Source organism: Sulfitobacter sp. S223, from assembly GCF_025143825.1.
In the GTDB taxonomy this organism is placed as follows: Bacteria; Pseudomonadota; Alphaproteobacteria; order Rhodobacterales; family Rhodobacteraceae; genus Sulfitobacter.
The window spans coordinates 862,837-881,408 of record NZ_CP083560.1 but is presented as its reverse complement, the minus strand read 5'-3'; the positions used below and the strand labels follow the sequence as shown (position 1 = coordinate 881,408).

General features: G+C 56.3%; 19 protein-coding genes and 1 riboswitch. Of the genes, 4 read left to right on the top strand and 15 right to left on the bottom strand.

Going from position 1 to position 18,572, the window contains the following annotated elements:
• Positions 1-38: 38 nt before the first annotated feature.
• Positions 39-1,715, bottom strand: a complete 1,677-nt coding sequence (rpsA, locus tag K3757_RS04495) for a 30S ribosomal protein S1 (RefSeq protein ID WP_259999774.1) — start codon at positions 1,713-1,715, stop codon at positions 39-41.
• 740 nt (positions 1,716-2,455) lie between these two features.
• Here rpsA and K3757_RS19085 point away from each other — a divergent pair.
• Entirely contained in the window at positions 2,456-2,917 is a 462-nt protein-coding gene (locus K3757_RS19085) for an alpha/beta hydrolase (protein WP_409202569.1), read from the top strand.
• On the opposite strand, the gene K3757_RS04485 is transcribed toward K3757_RS19085, so the two are convergent.
• From K3757_RS04485 to K3757_RS04465, 5 genes are all read right to left on the bottom strand, one after another.
• A complete protein-coding gene (locus K3757_RS04485; protein ID WP_259999772.1) occupies positions 2,914-3,291 on the bottom strand; it encodes a rhodanese-like domain-containing protein in 378 nt (125 codons plus the stop codon). The genes K3757_RS19085 and K3757_RS04485 overlap by 4 nt on opposite strands.
• A 64-nt stretch (positions 3,292-3,355) precedes the next feature.
• Complete coding sequence (locus tag K3757_RS04480; RefSeq protein WP_260001180.1) at positions 3,356-4,162, bottom strand: glycosyl transferase; 807 nt, start codon at positions 4,160-4,162, stop codon at positions 3,356-3,358.
• Between the two features lie 72 nt (positions 4,163-4,234).
• Entirely contained in the window at positions 4,235-4,849 is a 615-nt protein-coding gene (gene cmk / locus K3757_RS04475; protein ID WP_259999771.1) for a (d)CMP kinase, read from the bottom strand.
• Positions 4,842-6,191 (bottom strand): 3-phosphoshikimate 1-carboxyvinyltransferase, encoded by a 1,350-nt coding sequence (aroA, locus tag K3757_RS04470; RefSeq protein WP_259999770.1) that lies wholly within the window; start codon positions 6,189-6,191, stop codon positions 4,842-4,844. The genes cmk and aroA overlap by 8 nt, the downstream gene beginning before the upstream one ends.
• A 132-nt stretch (positions 6,192-6,323) precedes the next feature.
• Positions 6,324-7,025: a tRNA (guanosine(46)-N(7))-methyltransferase TrmB gene (locus K3757_RS04465; protein ID WP_259999769.1), complete on the bottom strand. Its 702-nt coding sequence runs from the start codon at positions 7,023-7,025 to the stop codon at positions 6,324-6,326.
• A 110-nt stretch (positions 7,026-7,135) separates the two neighbouring features.
• Between K3757_RS04465 and K3757_RS04460 the strand changes: the two genes are divergently transcribed.
• Positions 7,136-7,963 carry a response regulator gene (locus K3757_RS04460; protein ID WP_259999768.1) on the top strand — a complete coding sequence of 276 codons (828 nt, stop codon included), beginning with the start codon at positions 7,136-7,138 and terminating at the stop codon, positions 7,961-7,963.
• Positions 7,964-7,977: 14 nt separating this feature from the next.
• Here K3757_RS04460 and metK read toward each other — a convergent pair whose 3' ends face one another.
• The 8 genes from metK to miaB form a co-directional block, all read right to left on the bottom strand.
• A complete protein-coding gene (gene metK / locus K3757_RS04455) occupies positions 7,978-9,159 on the bottom strand; it encodes a methionine adenosyltransferase (protein WP_259999767.1) in 1,182 nt (393 codons plus the stop codon).
• A gap of 5 nt (positions 9,160-9,164) precedes the next feature.
• A riboswitch (SAM-SAH riboswitch) is annotated at positions 9,165-9,213 on the bottom strand.
• A 38-nt stretch (positions 9,214-9,251) separates the two neighbouring features.
• On the bottom strand, positions 9,252-10,718 hold the full coding sequence (gene lnt / locus K3757_RS04450; RefSeq protein WP_259999766.1) for an apolipoprotein N-acyltransferase: 1,467 nt from the start codon (positions 10,716-10,718) through the stop codon (positions 9,252-9,254).
• Positions 10,718-11,638, bottom strand: coding sequence for a hemolysin family protein (locus K3757_RS04445; RefSeq protein WP_259999765.1), 921 nt, complete (start codon positions 11,636-11,638; stop codon positions 10,718-10,720). The genes lnt and K3757_RS04445 overlap by 1 nt, the downstream gene beginning before the upstream one ends.
• Positions 11,625-12,191, bottom strand: a complete 567-nt coding sequence (gene ybeY / locus K3757_RS04440) for an rRNA maturation RNase YbeY (RefSeq protein WP_259999764.1) — start codon at positions 12,189-12,191, stop codon at positions 11,625-11,627. The genes K3757_RS04445 and ybeY overlap by 14 nt, the downstream gene beginning before the upstream one ends.
• Before the next feature lie 6 nt (positions 12,192-12,197).
• The gene (locus tag K3757_RS04435; protein WP_259999763.1) at positions 12,198-13,223 is read right to left on the bottom strand and encodes a PhoH family protein; all 1,026 of its coding nucleotides are present in this window, start codon (positions 13,221-13,223) and stop codon (positions 12,198-12,200) included.
• Positions 13,224-13,354: 131 nt separating this feature from the next.
• Positions 13,355-13,675 (bottom strand): hypothetical protein, encoded by a 321-nt coding sequence (locus K3757_RS04430; protein ID WP_259999762.1) that lies wholly within the window; start codon positions 13,673-13,675, stop codon positions 13,355-13,357.
• Between the two features lie 12 nt (positions 13,676-13,687).
• Positions 13,688-14,263: an OmpA family protein gene (locus tag K3757_RS04425; RefSeq protein ID WP_259999761.1), complete on the bottom strand. Its 576-nt coding sequence runs from the start codon at positions 14,261-14,263 to the stop codon at positions 13,688-13,690.
• A 310-nt stretch (positions 14,264-14,573) separates the two neighbouring features.
• Positions 14,574-15,887: a tRNA (N6-isopentenyl adenosine(37)-C2)-methylthiotransferase MiaB gene (gene miaB, locus K3757_RS04420; RefSeq protein ID WP_259999760.1), complete on the bottom strand. Its 1,314-nt coding sequence runs from the start codon at positions 15,885-15,887 to the stop codon at positions 14,574-14,576.
• Between the two features lie 122 nt (positions 15,888-16,009).
• Here miaB and K3757_RS04415 point away from each other — a divergent pair, with 122 nt between their 5' ends.
• A complete protein-coding gene (locus K3757_RS04415; RefSeq protein ID WP_259999759.1) occupies positions 16,010-16,879 on the top strand; it encodes a glycosyltransferase family 2 protein in 870 nt (289 codons plus the stop codon).
• 101 nt (positions 16,880-16,980) lie between these two features.
• Here the strand turns inward: K3757_RS04415 and K3757_RS04410 are convergent, their stop codons facing one another.
• Positions 16,981-17,349: a hypothetical protein gene (locus K3757_RS04410; protein ID WP_259999758.1), complete on the bottom strand. Its 369-nt coding sequence runs from the start codon at positions 17,347-17,349 to the stop codon at positions 16,981-16,983.
• A 92-nt stretch (positions 17,350-17,441) separates the two neighbouring features.
• Here K3757_RS04410 and K3757_RS04405 point away from each other — a divergent pair, with 92 nt between their 5' ends.
• On the top strand, positions 17,442-18,554 hold the full coding sequence (locus K3757_RS04405) for a class I SAM-dependent RNA methyltransferase (protein WP_259999757.1): 1,113 nt from the start codon (positions 17,442-17,444) through the stop codon (positions 18,552-18,554).
• The last annotated feature ends 18 nt before the right edge of the window (positions 18,555-18,572 follow it).

Here is an 18,572-nt window from a genome sequence, read left to right as displayed (position 1 = left end):
GGGCTCTCTTTTTTTCAAAAGGCATACGCCCTTTGATATTAGTCGTCGGTGGACTTCAGCGCCGCACCAAGGATATCGCCAAGCGATGCACCGGAGTCGGAGGAACCATACTGCTCCACGGCTTCTTTCTCTTCCGCGATTTCACGCGCTTTGATCGAAACGCCAAGACGGTGTGCTTTTGTGTCGACGTTTGTGATGCGTACATCAACTTTATCGCCAACAGAGAAACGCTCTGGGCGCTGCTCGGCACGGTCACGCGACAGATCGGAGCGGCGGATGAAGGCTTTCATGCCTTCGTATTCCACTTCGATGCCACCGTCTTCGATGGAGGTCACAGTCACAGTCACAACGGAACCGCGCTTCACGCCGCCCACTGCTTCTGCGAACTTGTCGCCGCCAACACCTTTGATGGAGAGCGAGATACGCTCTTTCTCGACGTCGACTTCGGAGACAACGGCCTGAACCATGTCACCTTTGCGGTAGTCTTGGATCGCTTCTTCGCCGCGCTGGTCCCATGAGAGATCAGAGAGGTGAACCATGCCGTCGATGTCGCCGGGAAGACCAACAAACAGACCGAATTCGGTGATGTTTTTGACTTCGCCTTCAACTTCGGTGCCTTCTGGGTGTGTTTCAGCGAACACTTCCCATGGGTTGCGCATGGTCTGCTTGAGACCAAGGGAAACGCGACGCTTGGCGCCATCGATTTCCAGAACCATGACTTCGACTTCTTGCGAAGTAGACACGATTTTGCCCGGGTGTACGTTCTTCTTGGTCCAAGACATCTCGGACACGTGAACCAGACCTTCAACACCTGGCTCCAGCTCAACAAAGGCGCCGTAATCGGTGATGTTGGTCACGCGGCCAGTGTGGGTGGATTCAAGTGGGTATTTCGCGGCAACCAGATCCCATGGATCTTCCTGCAGCTGCTTCATACCAAGGGAGATACGGTGTGTATCTTTGTTGATCTTGATCACCTGAACCTTGATCGTTTCGCCGATGGCGAGGATCTCGGATGGGTGGTTCACACGGCGCCACGCCATGTCTGTCACGTGCAGCAGGCCGTCTACGCCGCCAAGGTCCACGAACGCACCGTATTCGGTGATGTTCTTGACCACGCCGTCAACTTCCTGACCTTCGGTCAGGTTGCCAATAACTTCGGCACGCTGTTCGGCACGGGATTCTTCAAGGATCGCACGACGCGATACAACGATGTTACCACGGCGACGGTCCATTTTCAGAACCTGGAACGGCTGCTTCAGACCCATCAATGGGCCGGCATCGCGCACGGGGCGCACATCAACCTGAGAACCGGGCAGGAACGCAACAGCGCCGCCAAGATCCACAGTAAAGCCACCTTTGACGCGGCCAAAGATTGCGCCATCGACGCGCTCTTCTGCGGCGTAAGCCTTTTCCAGACGGTCCCATGCTTCTTCACGGCGCGCCATCTCACGGGAGATAACAGCTTCGCCGCGAGAGTTCTCTACCTGACGGAGGAACACTTCGACTTCATCGCCGACTGCAACTTTAGGGGTTTCGCCTGGCTCGGCAAATTCTTTAAGCTCGACGCGGCCTTCCATCTTGTAGCCTACGTCGATAATGGCTTGGCCCGCTTCAATCGCGATTACCTTGCCTTTGACAACTGAACCCTCTTCGGGCGTGTCCATTTCGAAGCTTTCGTTCAAGAGTGCTTCAAACTCGTCCATCATATTCGCCATGTAGCGTATCGTATCCTTTTGAAGTGTTTTCTGGCCGTGCGGTTGTCTCCGCCGGTCTTGAGTGAAAATTGGCCTTTGGGTCGTAAGATCCGGTCGGAATAAAGAAAGAGGGCCGGAAGACTCCGACCCTGCCCATATATCTCGCCCGGAACCTGTATCTGCCCCTTAGACAAGCGCGCGTATAGAAGATTTACGGGCGCAGCGCAAGGGCTCGGGCGGCCTAGCGGGTGCGCTTCGGCCAATGGACGCTCACTTTTCAAATAGTTCGCGCATCTACGTATTTTCTGCGACGAAGGAACGTTGCTGGCCCACAGACCTCAAGCTTTGTGCAAACGCAGGGCTAAATATGGACATGAGTTAGCCTGCCAAAACATCAAAAAAGGAATCGCAACGCCCAGTGTTACAGAATCCGCTCAAAAGTCCTGCATGCCCGGCCCAGCGAAAGATCAACGCCCTGATCTTGTTAGCATTGCGAACTATTTTTCGCGCACCATTCCTGTTGTGACACCAGCCATAATTGATGACGTGCTCAGAGTACTCGGTCCCAAAGGCAAACGCGGCAGCTGATCCGCCTATCGTCGAACACTTCCCGCGCCATTTACCCGCTTGAGTTCAATTTCGTGATAAAGGCGCTTCTCATCGCCCTGCCATGATCACTTGCGCAGGGTGCACAGCGCGCTACCGAACAGTAGAAGGCGCTGCCCAAAACACAGTGTTATGCGCAACCAATCGCGCTGTTAGTGACCGGATGTTGTGTGAAAAATCCAGCCTCGCCACGTCCTGCGACGAAGCAATTGTCGCGGTGCGGCCCGGCCATAAATTTCACGTGGTTGAGTATCCCGCCACATCCGCCAATCCTCAATCGGAATTCGGGGGCTATCCGTACACGCACTGCGCCGGGCTTTGGTGTTCAGGTGTTTGCACAGATTAGCGAAGATGTTGGCGGGCTTCGTGATCCGATTGTCGTAATGGCATCTCAAAACGACGGACTGCTCAGCCTTTCGAGCATGATAAACCGAAGCGCAACGCATTTCGGCGCCGTGATACCCCAACATGCCCTAACAGCAAGCAGCAAAGCCACGCTGAAAGACGCGCGCTTTGCTGCTCATATCTGGTCCAGCAATCATATGATTGCCTTCAGATCATCCGAAATGATCGGCTATCTCAACGCATTCGAGACAACCACGCCCGAAGCGCGTTAAGCTTCGGTCGGGCCACCCGCTTCTTTCCATCCCGGGAAACCGCCAATGTTGGTGACGTTGGAGTACCCCATATCTTTCAGCGTTTTGCCGGTAAGGGCAGCCTGCCCTCCTGCACCACAGATCAGATAGATCGCGGCATCCTTTTTGAAGATAGGATTATACAAATCTTCCATTGCCGGATCGGCGCGAAATTCGATCATGCCACGTGGCACGCGGTGTGCACCAGCGATGGTGCCGCTCTTGTCGATCTCAGCACTGTCGCGCACGTCAACAAAAAGGCCCTGCCCTTCGGCATGTTTCGCGATGGCCTCTTTTGCATCCATCGTTGGCACTACGGCATTGGCGGCGTCGAGGTAGTCTTGAGCGGTTTTCATTTTGTTTCCTTTGGTTATCTTCTCTTTGGATTTGAGATGACTTTGCCAATGGAAATTTCAAGCCTTACTCGCGCCAGTGATCTGCGATCCACTTGGTTGGCAACATAAATCGGCGCAAATGGCGGAAGCGTTTCTTGAAGTGGCGCGGCCCCCGTATGGCCCGCATGATATGTTCCCACCGCGAACGATCACCCTCTTCTGGCACCCAGCGCCCCAAAAGCGCGTCTGGCGGATTTGGGGTTGCCGGAAAAATGATCACTCGCGCATCACGGGGCAATCTGGGTGCAATGAAATAATTGAGCGGAAACAACGGCACGCATTGCGTACGGAAATGCCGGACCCAGGATTTCGGCCAGAATTTGATCCCACCCGGAGCATTACGCGTCACAAACCGCTGTTCGAACGTGTATTTGTCAGCAACCCCCTGCGGATCGGCGCCAAAAACCTCAAGCAGTGGCGCCAGTTTCCCCACCGGAAACCGGAAAATCGAGGTCTGACCAAGCTTTTCAAACGGCGTTGTCGGATTGCGCGCCAGAATGACATCGTCCGGGTCACCATATTCGAAAAAGCCATCAAGGCTTCCTGTGATGACCAGATCCAGATCAAGAAAGAGGACTGGACCATCCACCCCTTCAAGCGTTTTGTTCCACAGCCGCGATTTGGGCCATTTCCCTTTGGACTGAGGCATCGAAATATTGCTAGGCGGCAAATCCTGACAGATCACTTCAGGACGGATGCCCTCACGATTGTCCGTAAAGCATGTCAAAGTGAAGTCGCCGCTGATGTTGCGCGCGCACATGCCATATAGCCGGTTGATGTAGGGAGGACCGTATTTCGTGCCCCAGTTAATGCAGATGATCTGCTTTTTCATCTCGGTCATTTGCATTTCCCTAGTTCTATCATTTCTTACATCATACAGAAGCAGTTCAAAGCAGTCGCCCGATTAAACGCGCTTTTCCTGAATTACCGTAATCGCCTGCGCAACTGCCTGCTCTATGGACAAATCAGACGTATCGATCACCACCGCGCCATCCGCCGGGCGCAAAGGTGCCTCGACCCGCTCCATATCACGCGCGTCGCGGGATTTCACATCCGCCAGCACCGTCTCGTAGCTGTCGGTGATGCCTTTCGCCGACAACTCAGCAAAACGGCGCTGCGCGCGCACTTCTGCACTGGCAGTAACAAACAACTTAACAGCAGCTTCAGGGCAAATGACCGTTCCAATGTCGCGCCCATCAAGCACTGCACCGCCTGCGCGCGTAGCAAAACTACGTTGAAAATCAAGCAACGCCGCACGTACTTCGGAGATCACCGCAACCTTGCTGGCCGCCTGTGCCACTGCAGGCGTGCGCAAGCTATCATCATCCAGATCATCAGACATAAGCGATTGCGCCGCTTCAATGGCGTCCATGCCTGCCAGCACCTTGGCACCAACTGCGCGGTACAACAGACCGGTATCCAGATGCGCAAAACCGAAATGTGCAGCTACTGCCTTGGACACTGTACCCTTGCCTGCTGCTGCCGGTCCGTCAATCGCTACTGAAAACCCGTCACCCATTGCGGCACACATCGGCCCCCAAAGAGGCCATCAGCGGTTCGAATATCGGAAAGGACGTCGCGATTGGTCCACCGTCATCCACCTGTACCGGCGCATTAGAGGCCATCCCGAGGATCAGGAATGACATTGCGATACGGTGATCCAGTTGGCTGGCGCAAATCGCGCCGCCGGCGACATTGCCGTGGCCCGCACCGGTCACAATCCACCAGTCTTCACCTTCTTCAACATCGATCCCATTCGCTCGCAAGCCCTTGGCCATCGCATCAATCCGGTCACTTTCTTTCACGCGCAACTCTCGCACGCCGCGCATAACTGTCTGTCCCGTCGCATAGGCTGCCACGACACTCAGAACCGGGTATTCGTCAATCATACTGGCTGCCCGTGCTGGTGGCACTTCGATACCCCGCATATCAGGTGAGAAGCGTGCGCGCAGGTCTGCGACAGGCTCTCCGCCCTCGATACGCTCGTTCTCATAGACCAGATCAGCGCCCATCTCGCGCAGGGTGGTGAAAAGACCGGCCCGTGTCGGGTTCAACCCGATCCCTGGAACCAAAACGTCAGAACCCGGCACGATCAACGCCGCACAAACAGGAAACGCAGCCGAGCTTGGATCGCGCGGCACTTCAATATGCTGGGCGCGTAGCTCGGGCTGACCGGTCAACGTGATCTCACGGCCTTCGTCGGTTTCGCGCACAGAAATTTCCGCGCCAAACCCTTCCAGCATCCGCTCTGTATGGTCACGCGTGGCCTCTTTCTCGATCACCACAGTTTGGCCCGGCGCGTTCAGCCCTGCCAGCAACACAGCCGACTTAACCTGAGCCGAAGGAACTGGCACAACATACCGTACGGGAACAGGCTCCCGCGCGCCGACCAATGTCATCGGCAAGCGCCCTCCGTCACGCCCGACAGCCTGACATCCGAACAGCGCCAACGGGTCAGTGACCCGCGCCATCGGACGCCCGTTCAGACTCGCATCTCCGGAAAAGGTCGCCGTAATAGGCTGGGTGGCCATTGCCCCCATAATAAGGCGCACACCGGTGCCCGAATTGCCGCAATCAATCACCCCGGTCGGCTCGGCAAATCCGCCCACACCAACACCTTGAACAGACCAGCGGCCGTCACCGTGATCCGTCACCTGCGCGCCGAACGCCTGCATGGCCGCAGCAGTATCAAGAACGTCCTGCCCTTCCAGCAGACCGGTGATCGTCGTCTCGCCGACACACATCGCCCCAAGGATCAACGAGCGATGGGAAATCGACTTGTCTCCCGGCACATCCGCAGTGCCGCGTAGCGGCCCACAGGCAGTAGACGTCATTGGAATAGCAACACCATGGCCCGACATGTTAGCGCCCTCACTTTCATTCCAGAACCTTCTAGCCCGCCAGTCAATGCAGGTCCATGCCGACCCTATTTCTTTTGGCCAAAAATATCCTGGGGAGTTTGAGAGGTGAAACCCCTCACGCCATCCTTAGCATCACACGCGCCGGAACGTCAGGTAGTGCGGCACCCGCCCTTCGCGAAGCGCCTTTTGCTCATAGCGCGTCGAAATCCAGTCATCCCAAGGTTTGCGCCAATCTTCAGGTCCCTCGGCCAGCCATTCAAAGCCAAAGCGCGGAACTTCCTGCAGTGTCTGGCGCACATAATCCTCAATATCAGTCGCTACGCGAAAGATCGAACCGGGCTTCAAGACGCGGTGCAGTGGTACCAAGTGCTCTTCCGTGACAAACCGGCGGCGGTGATGCCGCGTCTTGGGCCATGGATCAGGATACAACAGAAACGCCTTCGAGATGCTTTCCGCAGGCAGGACGTCGAACATATCGCGCACATCACCTGGATGAACTTTGACATTCTCCACACCCGCGCGCCGTATCTTGCCGAGCAGCATCGCAACGCCGTTAATATACGGCTCGCAGCCAATGATACCGGTATCAGGGTTCTGCGCCGCCTGATGTACCATATGCTCACCGCCGCCAAATCCGACCTCAAGCCAGACTGGCTTACCGTCAAACATCGCGCCCGTGTCCAACAAGTTGCGCTCGGGGTTGCTTTCCCAATCCACAGCACCTGGTGAAAGAGGTGCAAGATCCTCATCAAGATACCCCTTCTGGGATTCCTTGAGGTTATGGCCCTTCAGGCGGCCATAGAAATTGCGTCGGGGTCTTACTGGCGTACTCATGCCCGCGCATGTAGCGGGGTTGGCGCGGCGCTGCAATACTCGCCATTGATACCTTTCATTAACGATCTGTCGCTTATGCTGGACAAACCTTCCAAGGCAGGAGCCGCACAATGCATCACCCCACCTCAATCAAGCCGACAGCGTTGCAACAGGCTGCCACCGCCCCTGTCTTCGCCAGCATCCTTATTGTGGACGACGAGAAATTTGATCGTACCCGCCTGAAAAGGCTCTGCCACGAATTTGATTTTACGACTCATGTCGCTGAGGCAGACAGCCTTGAAGCAATGCGAATCATCCTGAAAAAAGATCGCTTTGACATGATCCTGCTGGATTATCATCTGCCGGACGGCACCGGACTGGATGGCGTTGAGCTGATCCGCGCGGATCACGTTAATCGGACTGCTGCAACTCTCATGATTACCGGAACAGAACAGAATAACATCGCGCTCAGGGCACTCAAACTGGGGTTCAGCGACTACCTGACAAAAGACGAGATTTCAGGCGAAACCCTCAACCGTGCGGTCATCTCAGCCCTTCAGAAGTCACAGCTTGCACGCGGGATGGCGGTATCGGTCAGCAAGCACGATGAAACACTACAAAGCTTTTCACGCAAATGCGCACACGACATCAAACCCATCGTTAGCCGGATGATGCGCCAGATGCGCACATTGCGCGACATCGACAAACTTGAACCGGAAGACGCGCAAGAGCGTGTTGAACGGATGGAGGGATCGCTCCGAAGGCTCTGGTCGTTTCTTGACGATCTGGATGATATTGGCGCGGCCAAAACCACTCACACTCCCAGCATACCGTCTTCACGCGGGCCGCAAACGCTGCCGATATCGCGAATTAATGCAATGGTTCCGTCAGAAAGACCTGGCAAGCCGGAGACAAAACCGGTCAAGCCACCGTCCATATTTCGACGCCGCCCCGACTAGGGCGGCGTCCTAGATCAAATCGCTTTCTTGATCGCGTCAACCAGATCAGTCCGTTCCCAGCTAAAACCGCCATCAGCTTCTGGCGCGCGGCCAAAATGCCCGTAAGCTGCAGTACGCTGGTAGATCGGTTTATTCAGCCCAAGATGGCTTCTGATGCCGCGTGGAGTAAGATCCATCACGCCCGCTATTGCGCGCTCGATCGCTTCTGCCTCGACCTCACCGGTACCAAAGGTATCACAATAGATCGAAAGCGGCTTGCTCACCCCGATGGCATAGCTCAGCTGGATGGTGCATTTTGACGCCAACCCGGCCGCAACAACGTTCTTGGCCAGATAGCGCGCAGCATATGCCGCAGACCGGTCCACCTTTGTTGGATCTTTCCCCGAAAATGCACCGCCGCCATGAGGTGCGGCACCGCCATAGGTATCCACAATAATCTTGCGGCCTGTCAGGCCGGCATCCCCGTCCGGGCCGCCAATGACGAATGTGCCTGTTGGGTTCACCCACCAGTCGGTCGCTTCTGTAATCCAGCCTTCGGGCAGAACTTCACGGATATAGGGTTCGACGATTTCACGAATATCAGCGCTGGTCTGGTTTTCGTGTGCGTGTTGGGTGCTCAGAACGATTGAACTTACGCCGACCGGCTTACCCCCTTCATATCGCACGGAAAGCTGGGATTTCGCGTCAGGGCGCAGTGTAGGCTCTGTGCCGTCTTTGCGCACCTCAGCCAGACGGCGCAAAATCGCATGGGCATAATGCACTGGTGCCGGCATCAGCTCTTCGGTTTCGTCCGTGGCGTAGCCGAACATAATACCCTGATCGCCTGCGCCTTCATCTTTGTCGGCAGATGAATCTACGCCCTGCGCGATATGAGCGGATTGCTCATGCAGCAGGTTGGTGATCTCCACAGTCTCGTGGTGGAACTTGTCTTGCTCGTAACCAATATCCTTGATGCAGGCGCGCGCGATTTCATCGATACGACCCATATAGGTATGCAGCTTGGCCCGGTCAGACAGCCCGACCTCACCGCCGATAACAACCCGATTGGTCGTAGCGAAAGTCTCTGCCGCGACACGTGCCTCGGGTTCTTCGGCGAGGAACGCGTCCAATACCGCATCGCTGATCCGGTCACAGACTTTATCCGGATGGCCCTCGGAAACAGATTCCGAAGTAAAAATATATGATTTGCGGGACATGAATGAGCTCCATTAAAATTAAAGCACCACGTCAGGAAGCCGTTGTGGTGCAACGCGATAGAAGTAAGCTGCGCGACCTAAAGGGTCAATCGTTATTCGGTCTTTTTAAGTCTAACAACCACACGCCGCAGCACCATGCCTCCTATCAACACCGCCAGCAGCACGACCCAAGGCGTGTCACCCGTCCTGCTATAAAGCGTCGGGGCAAGCGGCAGAGGCAAGCGTGCATCAATAAAGCCCGCCTCCCCCAGATCAAGGCTTTGCAATATGCGGCCACGCGGATCAATCATAGCTGAAATACCGGTATTAGCCGCACGCGCTACCGGCAGCCCCTGTTCAATGGCCCGCATGCGCGTTTGCGCCAAATGTTGTTGAGGCCCAGCATATTTTCCGAACCATGCGTCATTGGTGGCATGGATGATGAAGTCCGGCCGTTCTGGTGCTGCATTCACATCATGGGCAAACACAGCCTCATAGCAGATCAACGGCAAAGCGCGGCCCAAAGGGCCGAGATCCATCAGCCGTGCGCCCGGTCCCGCGCTGAATCCAGCACCGTGCTGCGGGGCCATACCGTAAATACCAAAGCGCGCCGCAAATTCGCCCAAAGGGACAAATTCACCAAACGGGACCAGATGATGCTTGTCATAAATCTGGGTCACCTCCCCCTGAGGGCCCAGCAGCACCAGCGCATTGAAAAATCGTTGCCCTTCGCTGCGTTGCGCACCAAGGATGACGGGCGTACCACCAGCAGCAAAACTGATTTCTTCTAAAATAACCTGACTGCGATTCAGGCTCCATGGAATGGCCGTTTCAGGCCAAATGATCGCATCGGGCGCTTTGCCTTGCGCAGGTGCCGCAGAAAAACTCAACTGGCGCTCATAAAAAACACCTATCTTTTCAGGATCCCACTTTTGGTGTTGTGGTGCGTTTGGCTGAACCAGCCTCAGCATCTGATCCGACAGCGATGCAGGCTGCGACAGCGGTGGAAGAAGGACAACAAGACCCAGCGGCACCAGATAGACGACACGCCCCAACCACGACCATCGCGCGAGCGCCGCGATACCAACAGCGGCACCAATTACCACAAAGTTCAAACCGTGCGGCCCGATCCATGCAAGGGTCTGCCCCAAAAGGCTGCCTACCATCGCCTGTGAGGGGGCAGCCCAAGGAAATCCGGTAAAGATATAGGCGCGCAGCAATTCGATAGCAGCCCAGCAGGGAATCAACGCCCAAATCCCCGCAGACAGCCGCCGCGCCGACCAGAATGCAAGGCTCCAGAAAAGCGCCCCTCCAGTTGCCATCAAGACAACAGCAAACGGGGCCATCCAGCCGTGCCTTGCGGCATCTACCATGAAAGGCGAGACGATCCAGTGCAGTGCAACTGCGAAATAACCGAAACCAAAGGCAAAGCCAGAAACAGCCGCCATGCGCGCGCTTGCCGCAGGATAGCTTAGGTGAACGGCAGCCCCCATGGCTGCGAGCATTACAAGGGAAAGATCAAAGGGCGCCTGCCCCAACGCCGCCAGAGCCCCCAGGATCACGAGCGGAAGGGCCCGCATCAGGCGGGAGCCCCTCCTGAATGTGCGCCGTTCATCCGCACACGCAGCCGTTTAATCCGGCGCGGATCTGCGTCCATCACCTCGAATTCGGGGCCATCGGGGTGTACCACGACCTCTCCGCGCGCAGGCACGCGACCAGACAACATGAAGACAAGACCGCCCAAGGTGTCGATCTCCTCCTCGTCTACGTCATCATGATCGGTCAGCGACAGGCCGACTTCGTTCTCGAAATCAGCCAAAGGTGTTTTGGCAAGCGCAAGGTATTGTCCCGGCTTTTCCTCGGACCAATAAACGCCTTCCTCGACATCGTGTTCATCTTCGATCTGCCCGATCACCTGCTCGATCAAGTCTTCGATCGTGACCAGACCATCAACGCCGCCGTATTCATCAATCACCAGCGCCATATGTCGGCGTTCGGCTTGCATTTTTGTGAGCAGCACACCGATCGTCATCGACGGAGGCACAAATACCAGCGGACGCAGCATTTCTGTCAGGTCAAAATTCTTTGGTTTTCCGTTGAAGCCGAACTGTAGCGCCAGATCCTTGAGGTGCGCCATGCCAACGGGCGTGTCCAGCGTGCCGTCATAGACCGGCAGACGCGTCAGGCCGCTATCCTTGAAAACTGCAACCAGCTCGTCCATCGTCGATGTAACGCTGACCGCCACGATATCCGCTTTCGGTATCATCACGTCGTCTACGCGCATGCGGCGCAGATTTCCCATGCCGGTCGCTCCCCGTTCGCTTGTCAGCGCAGAGGATTGCTTGCTTTCATCGGTGTCCGAGGGGCTAAGCGCACCAATCACGCGGCTAAAGAAGCCGCTTCTGCCGCTATCGGCATCGCCCTGAGTGCTGATGTCTTCGGAGGGGAATTGCTCCTGCGCGCTTTGCGCAGCGTTAGATGGTCCGTCAGTGTCGCCCATTGGGTCCTGTCTTTGGAAACGGCGCAACTGTGGCACCTGTGATCTTGTCGTCGGCATTATATGGGTCATCCAGACCAAGATTGCCAAGAATTTCGACCTCTAAACCTTCCATAAGCGCCGCATCGCCGTCAGTTTCGTGGTCATAGCCCAACAAATGCAACACTCCGTGTACAATTAGGTGGGTCAGGTGGTCTGCGAAAGGCTTGCCTGATTCGACAGCTTCACGCGCACATGTGTCATAACTCAGCGCTATATCGCCCAGTTCGATCATCCCGTCGAAGCCCGCTTCGGGTGCTGGCGGCGTCTGCCCTTCGGCGGGCGGAGCAAGCGATTGAGCGGGCCAGCTCAGCACATTTGTCGGAGTCGGCTTGCCACGAAACTCGGCATTGAGTTCGGCAATCCGCGTGTCATCACAGGCTAGCAAGGTGACCTCACAATCGTCTGGGTCAATGTGCACATGGTGCAAAGCAGCGCGCACTGCGGCTGTTGCCAGCGCAGTGAGCGGGTCAGCCTCCCAAATGGGGGCCTCAATCACAATATCAAGCGTATCCAAAGTGATCTATCCGTCGGGGTGCAGCGCGCGTTCGGCTTCCACTTCATACGCCTCGATGATGGCCGCAACTAACGGATGGCGCACCACATCTTTAGACGTGAAATAGTTGAAGCTGATTTTCGGAATCTTGTGCAACAAACGTTCCGCATCAGCAAGGCCAGACGCCTGACCGCGCGGCAAATCGATCTGGGTGCGGTCGCCAGTGATCACCATGCGCGACCCACGCCCGAGACGCGTCAAAAACATCTTCATCTGCATCGTGGTAGCGTTTTGCGCCTCGTCCAGTACAACGAATGCGTTGGACAGCGTACGCCCGCGCATGAATGCCAGCGGCGCGATCTCGATCGTCTTTTCTTCGCGCAGTTTGGCCAGTTGTTTGCCCGGCAGGAAATCATTCAGCGCATCGTAAAGCGGCTGCATGTAAGGATCGATCTTTTCATCCTGCGTGCCTGGCAAAAAGCCCAGCCTCTCACCCGCCTCTACTGCGGGGCGGCTGAGGATGATCTTGTCAACCTTACCTGACAAAAACATCGACACCCCCACCGCCACAGCAAGATAGGTCTTGCCCGTGCCTGCGGGTCCAATGCCAAAGGCCATCTCGCTGTCGAACAAGGCCTGCACGTATGCTTTTTGCGCCTCTGTCCGCGGTTCAACCCGCTTCTTGCGGGTCTGGATTTCGATGGCTTGACTGATCGGCATCTCGATCTGGTCGCCGTCGCGTACGCCGGTTCCCTCACCAGAAGTCCCCATTCGCAGGATCATATCCACGTCCGCAGGTTCAACACCACGACCGCCTTCAAGACGTGCGTAAAGCGCTTGCAGAACTTGCGCTGCACGCTCAGTTGATGCGGCCTCACCCAGCAATGTCAGAAAATTGCCGCGCCGCACTATCTGGACATCCAGCGCCTTCTCGATGGCTGCCAGATGCTGATCAAAAGGACCACACAGGTCGATGAGCAACCGGTTGTCGGGAAAATCAAGCACGGGACCAGGCGGGCCGGTCTCAGGCGTAAGCAGATCGGATGGGGGCAAAAGCAAGTCCTTTCAAGCGCTGGGAACTGAGAGATAGGGCGTGCCCACAGGTATTGCCAGTGGGTGCAAAGAAAAAGGGGCCGTAGTGTTAAACACTACAGCCCCTCGAGATCGTGTCGCACAGGTCAATGTCAGACCGGGTCGCCAATGAGGCCGGTGGCGCCCTTCTTGAAGTCACCTGCGGTATACGTAGGGTCTGCTACGCCGGAACAGACAGGCTTACCGTATTTATCCAGCCGCGCGGACAGATAGCCTTCGACACCGTCGTCGATGATCCAGTGGTCACACCCGTTCGGGTCAACCCAGATGCCCGCTTCAAGCTGGCTCAGGTGCTTTTTATCAAGCCCACGGTCAAAGGTTTTGTCGGGACCGTTTTCGGTCATTTGCAGATCTTCGCAAGCCGTAACAAGCGTCGCCAGACCAACAAGCGCAGTGATTTTGAAGAGTTTCATGTGCTTATTCCCTCAACGAATACAAATGATTTCGACGCGGCGGTTCTTTGCCATGCCAGAGGTCGTACCGTTCGACGCGGCCGGCATACGCTCTCCGTAGCCGCGAACATCGGCAATACGTGCGCCTGCGGACTGGGCCACTTTCGCAACCGAGTTAGCACGGTTCAGCGACAGGCGCATGTTGTATGCATCGGATGCGCGGCTGTCGGTGTGGCCGGTGATGATATAGCTCACAGCCTCGTTTTTCGTAAAGAAATTCCGCAGGCGGGTCTGACCGCTTTTGGAAATACGGGCGCTGTTTGTGGCAAAGAACTGATCGCTTTGCATCACACCGCAGACATTACCACGGTGACAAACCGGAATACCCTGACGGTTGGTGTGCGGGCTCATGTATCCTTCAACACCGTCATCCATCACCCAGTGCTCGCACCCGTCTGGATCAACCCAGATGGTGGGAATGTACTGGCCTTTATCACGACCGGATTGCGATTGCGTTTGGGCGTTCACTGCTGCGCCCTGCAGCGCCAGTGTCGCAACAAGAGCGGCACCTGCGGCGATACGAATGGTTTTGAAAAGTGTGTTTACCACAGCTCTTTTCCTTTTTCTGTTCCCCTGAGGGCCTACCGCACATGACACAACACACACGCAACTGCCTCCATATTTTGTTAAGTTAGGCAAAACTTTCCACCGTGGAAAGGACAATATGGCAGATATGGTGTGTCGAGACAGGATTATCGCTATTTAGCCCCCTATTCGCGCGGTCGGGCGCCTTGCCCCGGAAAAACCGCTCGGCGTCAGTGCAAAAATCAGGACAAACTGCTATTTAAGCGGGCATCTCACGGCACCCGTCCAATTGGACAAGCGGCATAAACAGGTAAAAAGTCCGCCTCTAAGAGACCTAGATTTCAACGGCGGTAAGCGAATTGGTCATTGCGCGGGTTATACGAACGCGCACGACATCGCCAATTTGCGCCGTTGCATCATCGATATGCACCGAGTGCAGATATTCGGACTTACCCAACATCTGACCAGAATTGCGCCCCGCCTTTTCAACAAGAACCGACACATCACGGCCGACCATGCTTTCTTGAATGGCACGCTGCTGCCGCGTGATGAGCGCTTGCAGACGTTGCAGGCGCTCGTCGGCCTCAGCCGGGTCAACTTGCGGGCGCGCGGCTGCTGGTGTGCCGGGGCGTGTCGAATATTTGAAGCTATAAGCGTAGCCGTAGCCCACCTCTTCTACCAGATCCATCGTTGCCTGGAAATCAGCCTCGGTCTCTTCGGGGAACCCTACAATGAAGTCGCCGGACATCATGATATCGGGACGCACATCCCTGATCCGCTCAATCAAACGCAGATAGCTTTCGGCGGTGTGACTGCGGTTCATCCGCTTCAAGATGCGGTCAGAACCGGACTGCACAGGAAGGTGCAGATAAGGCATCAACTTTGGCGTGTCCGCGTGGGCGGCAATCAGATCATCATCCATGTCGTTGGGGTGAGAGGTGGTATAGCGGATACGCTCCAACCCGTCGATTTGGCCCAGCGCACGGATCAGTTGCGCCAAGGTCATACCGCCGTGGTAAGCGTTGACGTTCTGGCCCAGCAAGGTGACCTCCCGAACGCCCCGTTCGACCAGCTCTTGCGCTTCACGCAAGACGCGGTCAGCAGGGCGCGATACTTCGGCACCGCGGGTATAGGGCACCACACAGAAGGCGCAGAATTTGTCGCAGCCTTCCTGAACGGTCAAAAAAGCCGCCGGAGCGCGCAACGTTTTGGTACGCCCCTTGAGGTGTTCAAACTTATCCTCTTCGGGGAAATCGGTATCCAGCGCGGTATGGCCTGCGCGCACGCGTGCCTCCATCTGTGGCAGCCGGTGATAGGATTGAGGACCGACAACCAAATCCACAGCAGGCTGGCGGCGCATGATCTCGGCCCCCTCGGCCTGCGCAACACATCCCGTCACCCCGATCTTAAGATCGGGCTTCAAGTCTTTCAAAGGCTTCATCCGGCCCAGTTCCGAATACACTTTTTCGGCCGCCTTTTCGCGGATATGGCAGGTATTCAGCAGGATCATATCCGCGTCTTCAGCAGTGTCTGTCTGCACATACCCTTCAAGGCTCTCGGCCATCCGTTCGCTGTCATAGACGTTCATCTGACAGCCATAGGTCTTGATAAAGAGCTTTTTCGGAGCGTCGGTTTTCGTATCAGACATGGGATGGACCTGGCGGTTATTATGCGTGAGGGGTTGATGCGCGGACTATCAGCGGCAGCAGCATCTTGCAATGCACGGCGATTTAACCGATTCTACGCCAAAACCCAATGATGCAGGACCTGATGCGCTATACCTCGCTTGATCAACTTATCGCGGCAAAAAGCACGGCCATTGCAAAAGGGCCGCTTGCGGTTGTGTTGGTTGAGGATGATATCGAGGTCGATACAACCCTACGACATCATATCCAGCTAGGTTTCACGCACGTTCTGGCCCTGATGCCTGCCCAATTCGACTTGCCTCGCGATTTGCAAGAAACAGTACACCGCGTCGACTATGACTGCTCACGTGACGGGGCGACAGAAGACGCCATAAACGCGATCATCGAAGCCGCGCCGAGCCAGTGGATTTTCTACTGCTACAACGCCGAATACCTGTTCTTTCCGTTCTGCGAGACGCGCGCCATCACAGAGATGCTTGCCTTTCACAACGAAGAACGGCGCGATGCAATGCTCACCTATATCATCGACCTTTATGCCGATGACCTTGAGTCATATCCCCACGCAGTATCGTTGGAGCGTGCGCATCTGGACCGCTCAGGCTACTACGCGCTTGCGCGACCCGATGCCGCCAACCACTCCCACCCGAAAGAGCGGCAGCTGGACTTTTTCGGCGGGCTGCGCTGGCGCTTTGAAGAACACGTGCCCCCCGCGCGCAGAAAGATTGACCGCATCGGCATCTTCCGCGCCAAACCAGGGCTCAAGCTGCGCGATGATCACACTTTTTCAGATGAAGAATACAACACATTCGCCTGCCCATGGCACCACAACATCACCGCCACGATCTGCTCTTTCCGCACAGCAAAGGCGCTAAAGACCAATCCGGGCAGCAGATACGACATCAATACATTCACTTGGCACAACTCGGCACCGTTTGAGTGGCACTCGCGGCAGTTGCTGGATTTAGGATTGATGGAGCCTGGGCAGTGGTTCTAGACCGAAGGCGGCACAAGTCCTCAGGTTTTCGGCGCGTCGCGACGAAACCGGATGGACTTAACGGATACCGGCAAAATTCCGGATATAGCCGGCCTAGCCGTTCATTCCGATATGCCGCGGTTGATCTTAACACCGCTACTAACTGAATGTTCGTCGGCGGCTGGCGTTGTCGCAGGAATGCGCATGATACCCGAACTTTCCTGCGTCCGTGCCTCTTCGCTGCCGATCGCATCACTTTCAGCAGCTTGCGAACCGCTTAATGCAGCCGCAGCGCGCTGCTCATCACTCGCGCCGATCACCGTGAGTACCAGATCATCCACCATAGAGCGCAGTTGCGGATCAGTCCTCAACGCCAAGATCAAACAGGCAGACAGTCCAAATCCGATGATCCGCCCCGCGATACGTGCCTTGCGCGCCCGTGAGCGGCGGTTGACCATCCGCTCTTCGCGGTATGTTTGTGCAAATGTCATCCTGCTGCCTTAAGCCCAAATCACGGCTATATTTTGGCAACGTTTCCAAAAACCACGTGCAGCCCGCCCCGCCACGCACTAGACCCGTATCTATGAATGAACCCCAAACCTTCGAAATCTTTCTCGCAACCGTCCCCGGACTGGAGCAGATGCTGTGCGACGAAGCACTTGAATGCGGCTTTACCGGTGCTGTCGCAGTGCCGGGCGGCGTGACTTTTCAGGGCGGCTGGCCTGACGTTTGGCGGGCCAACCTGTGTCTGCGCGGCGCCACGCGCGTCTTGGCACGGATCGGCGGATTCTTGGCCTTTCATCTGGCGCAGTTGGACAAACGATGCCGTAAATTTCCTTTTGGTGACCTGCTGCGCCGCGATGTCCCCCTGCGCGTGCAGGTCACGACAAAAGCCTCCAAGATTTATCATGCAGGCGCCGCGACCCAGCGGGTTGAGACGGCACTGCAAGACACCCATGGTTTGACGCTGGACCCGGAAGCGACGCTGGTCCTGAAAGTCCGCATAGACGATAACAATGTGCTTTTCAGCATCGATACCTCGGGCGAAAGCCTGCACAAGCGCGGCCACAAAGAGGCAGTGGGCAAAGCGCCGATGCGCGAAACTCTCGCCGCGTTGATGCTGCGGCAAGCGGGCTACACGGGGAACGAACCCGTCGTCGATCCAATGTGCGGTTCAGGCACCTTCGTGATCGAAGCCGCAGAGATCGCGGCCGGTTTGCTTCCAGGCCGCAGCCGCAACTTCGCGTTCGAACAATTAGCCAACTTCGATGCGGCGATCTTTGAAAAGATGAAAGACGTCACACCAACCACACCGAAAGCACATTTCTACGGATCTGACCGTGACGCCGGAGCGATACGCATGGCGCAGGCCAACGCAACCCGCGCAGGAGTGGACCACCTCACGCATTTCACCAACCACCCGGCAGGAGAGCTGACACCCCCGCAAGGACCGAAGGGGCTGGTAATCGTCAACCCACCCTACGGTGCCCGCATTGGCAACAAAAAACTGCTCTACCCGCTTTACGGAACGCTGGGCCAAACACTGCTCACACGTTTCAAAGGCTGGCGCGTAGCGCTGGTGACCAGCGAACCCGCATTGGCAAAAGCCACCGGCCTGCCGTGGAAGCCCCAAGGTCCCGCCATCCCCCACGGGGGGATGAAAGTCTGGCTTTGGCAGACGCCGCCACTTAGATAAGATGAAACTCTTCCAAGG

Excerpts from the sequence above, each read along its gene's own strand:
- K3757_RS04430 (WP_259999762.1), bottom strand. The coding sequence starts at position 13,675 with ATGAAACTCTTCAAAATCACTGCGCTTGTTGGTCTGGCGACGCTTGTT.
- lnt (WP_259999766.1), bottom strand. The coding sequence starts at position 10,718 with ATGCGGGCCCTTCCGCTCGTGATCCTGGGGGCTCTGGCGGCGTTGGGG.
- aroA (WP_259999770.1), bottom strand. The coding sequence starts at position 6,191 with ATGTCGGGCCATGGTGTTGCTATTCCAATGACGTCTACTGCCTGTGGG.
- K3757_RS04410 (WP_259999758.1), bottom strand. The coding sequence starts at position 17,349 with ATGACATTTGCACAAACATACCGCGAAGAGCGGATGGTCAACCGCCGC.
- K3757_RS04415 (WP_259999759.1), top strand. The coding sequence starts at position 16,010 with ATGCGCTATACCTCGCTTGATCAACTTATCGCGGCAAAAAGCACGGCC.
- K3757_RS04445 (WP_259999765.1), bottom strand. The coding sequence starts at position 11,638 with ATGGGCGACACTGACGGACCATCTAACGCTGCGCAAAGCGCGCAGGAG.
- cmk (WP_259999771.1), bottom strand. The coding sequence starts at position 4,849 with ATGGGTGACGGGTTTTCAGTAGCGATTGACGGACCGGCAGCAGCAGGC.
- K3757_RS04465 (WP_259999769.1), bottom strand. The coding sequence starts at position 7,025 with ATGAGTACGCCAGTAAGACCCCGACGCAATTTCTATGGCCGCCTGAAG.
- K3757_RS04485 (WP_259999772.1), bottom strand. The coding sequence starts at position 3,291 with ATGAAAACCGCTCAAGACTACCTCGACGCCGCCAATGCCGTAGTGCCA.
- K3757_RS04480 (WP_260001180.1), bottom strand. The coding sequence starts at position 4,162 with ATGAAAAAGCAGATCATCTGCATTAACTGGGGCACGAAATACGGTCCT.
- miaB (WP_259999760.1), bottom strand. The coding sequence starts at position 15,887 with ATGTCTGATACGAAAACCGACGCTCCGAAAAAGCTCTTTATCAAGACC.
- metK (WP_259999767.1), bottom strand. The coding sequence starts at position 9,159 with ATGTCCCGCAAATCATATATTTTTACTTCGGAATCTGTTTCCGAGGGC.
- K3757_RS04460 (WP_259999768.1), top strand. The coding sequence starts at position 7,136 with ATGCATCACCCCACCTCAATCAAGCCGACAGCGTTGCAACAGGCTGCC.
- K3757_RS04405 (WP_259999757.1), top strand. The coding sequence starts at position 17,442 with ATGAATGAACCCCAAACCTTCGAAATCTTTCTCGCAACCGTCCCCGGA.
- rpsA (WP_259999774.1), bottom strand. The coding sequence starts at position 1,715 with ATGGCGAATATGATGGACGAGTTTGAAGCACTCTTGAACGAAAGCTTC.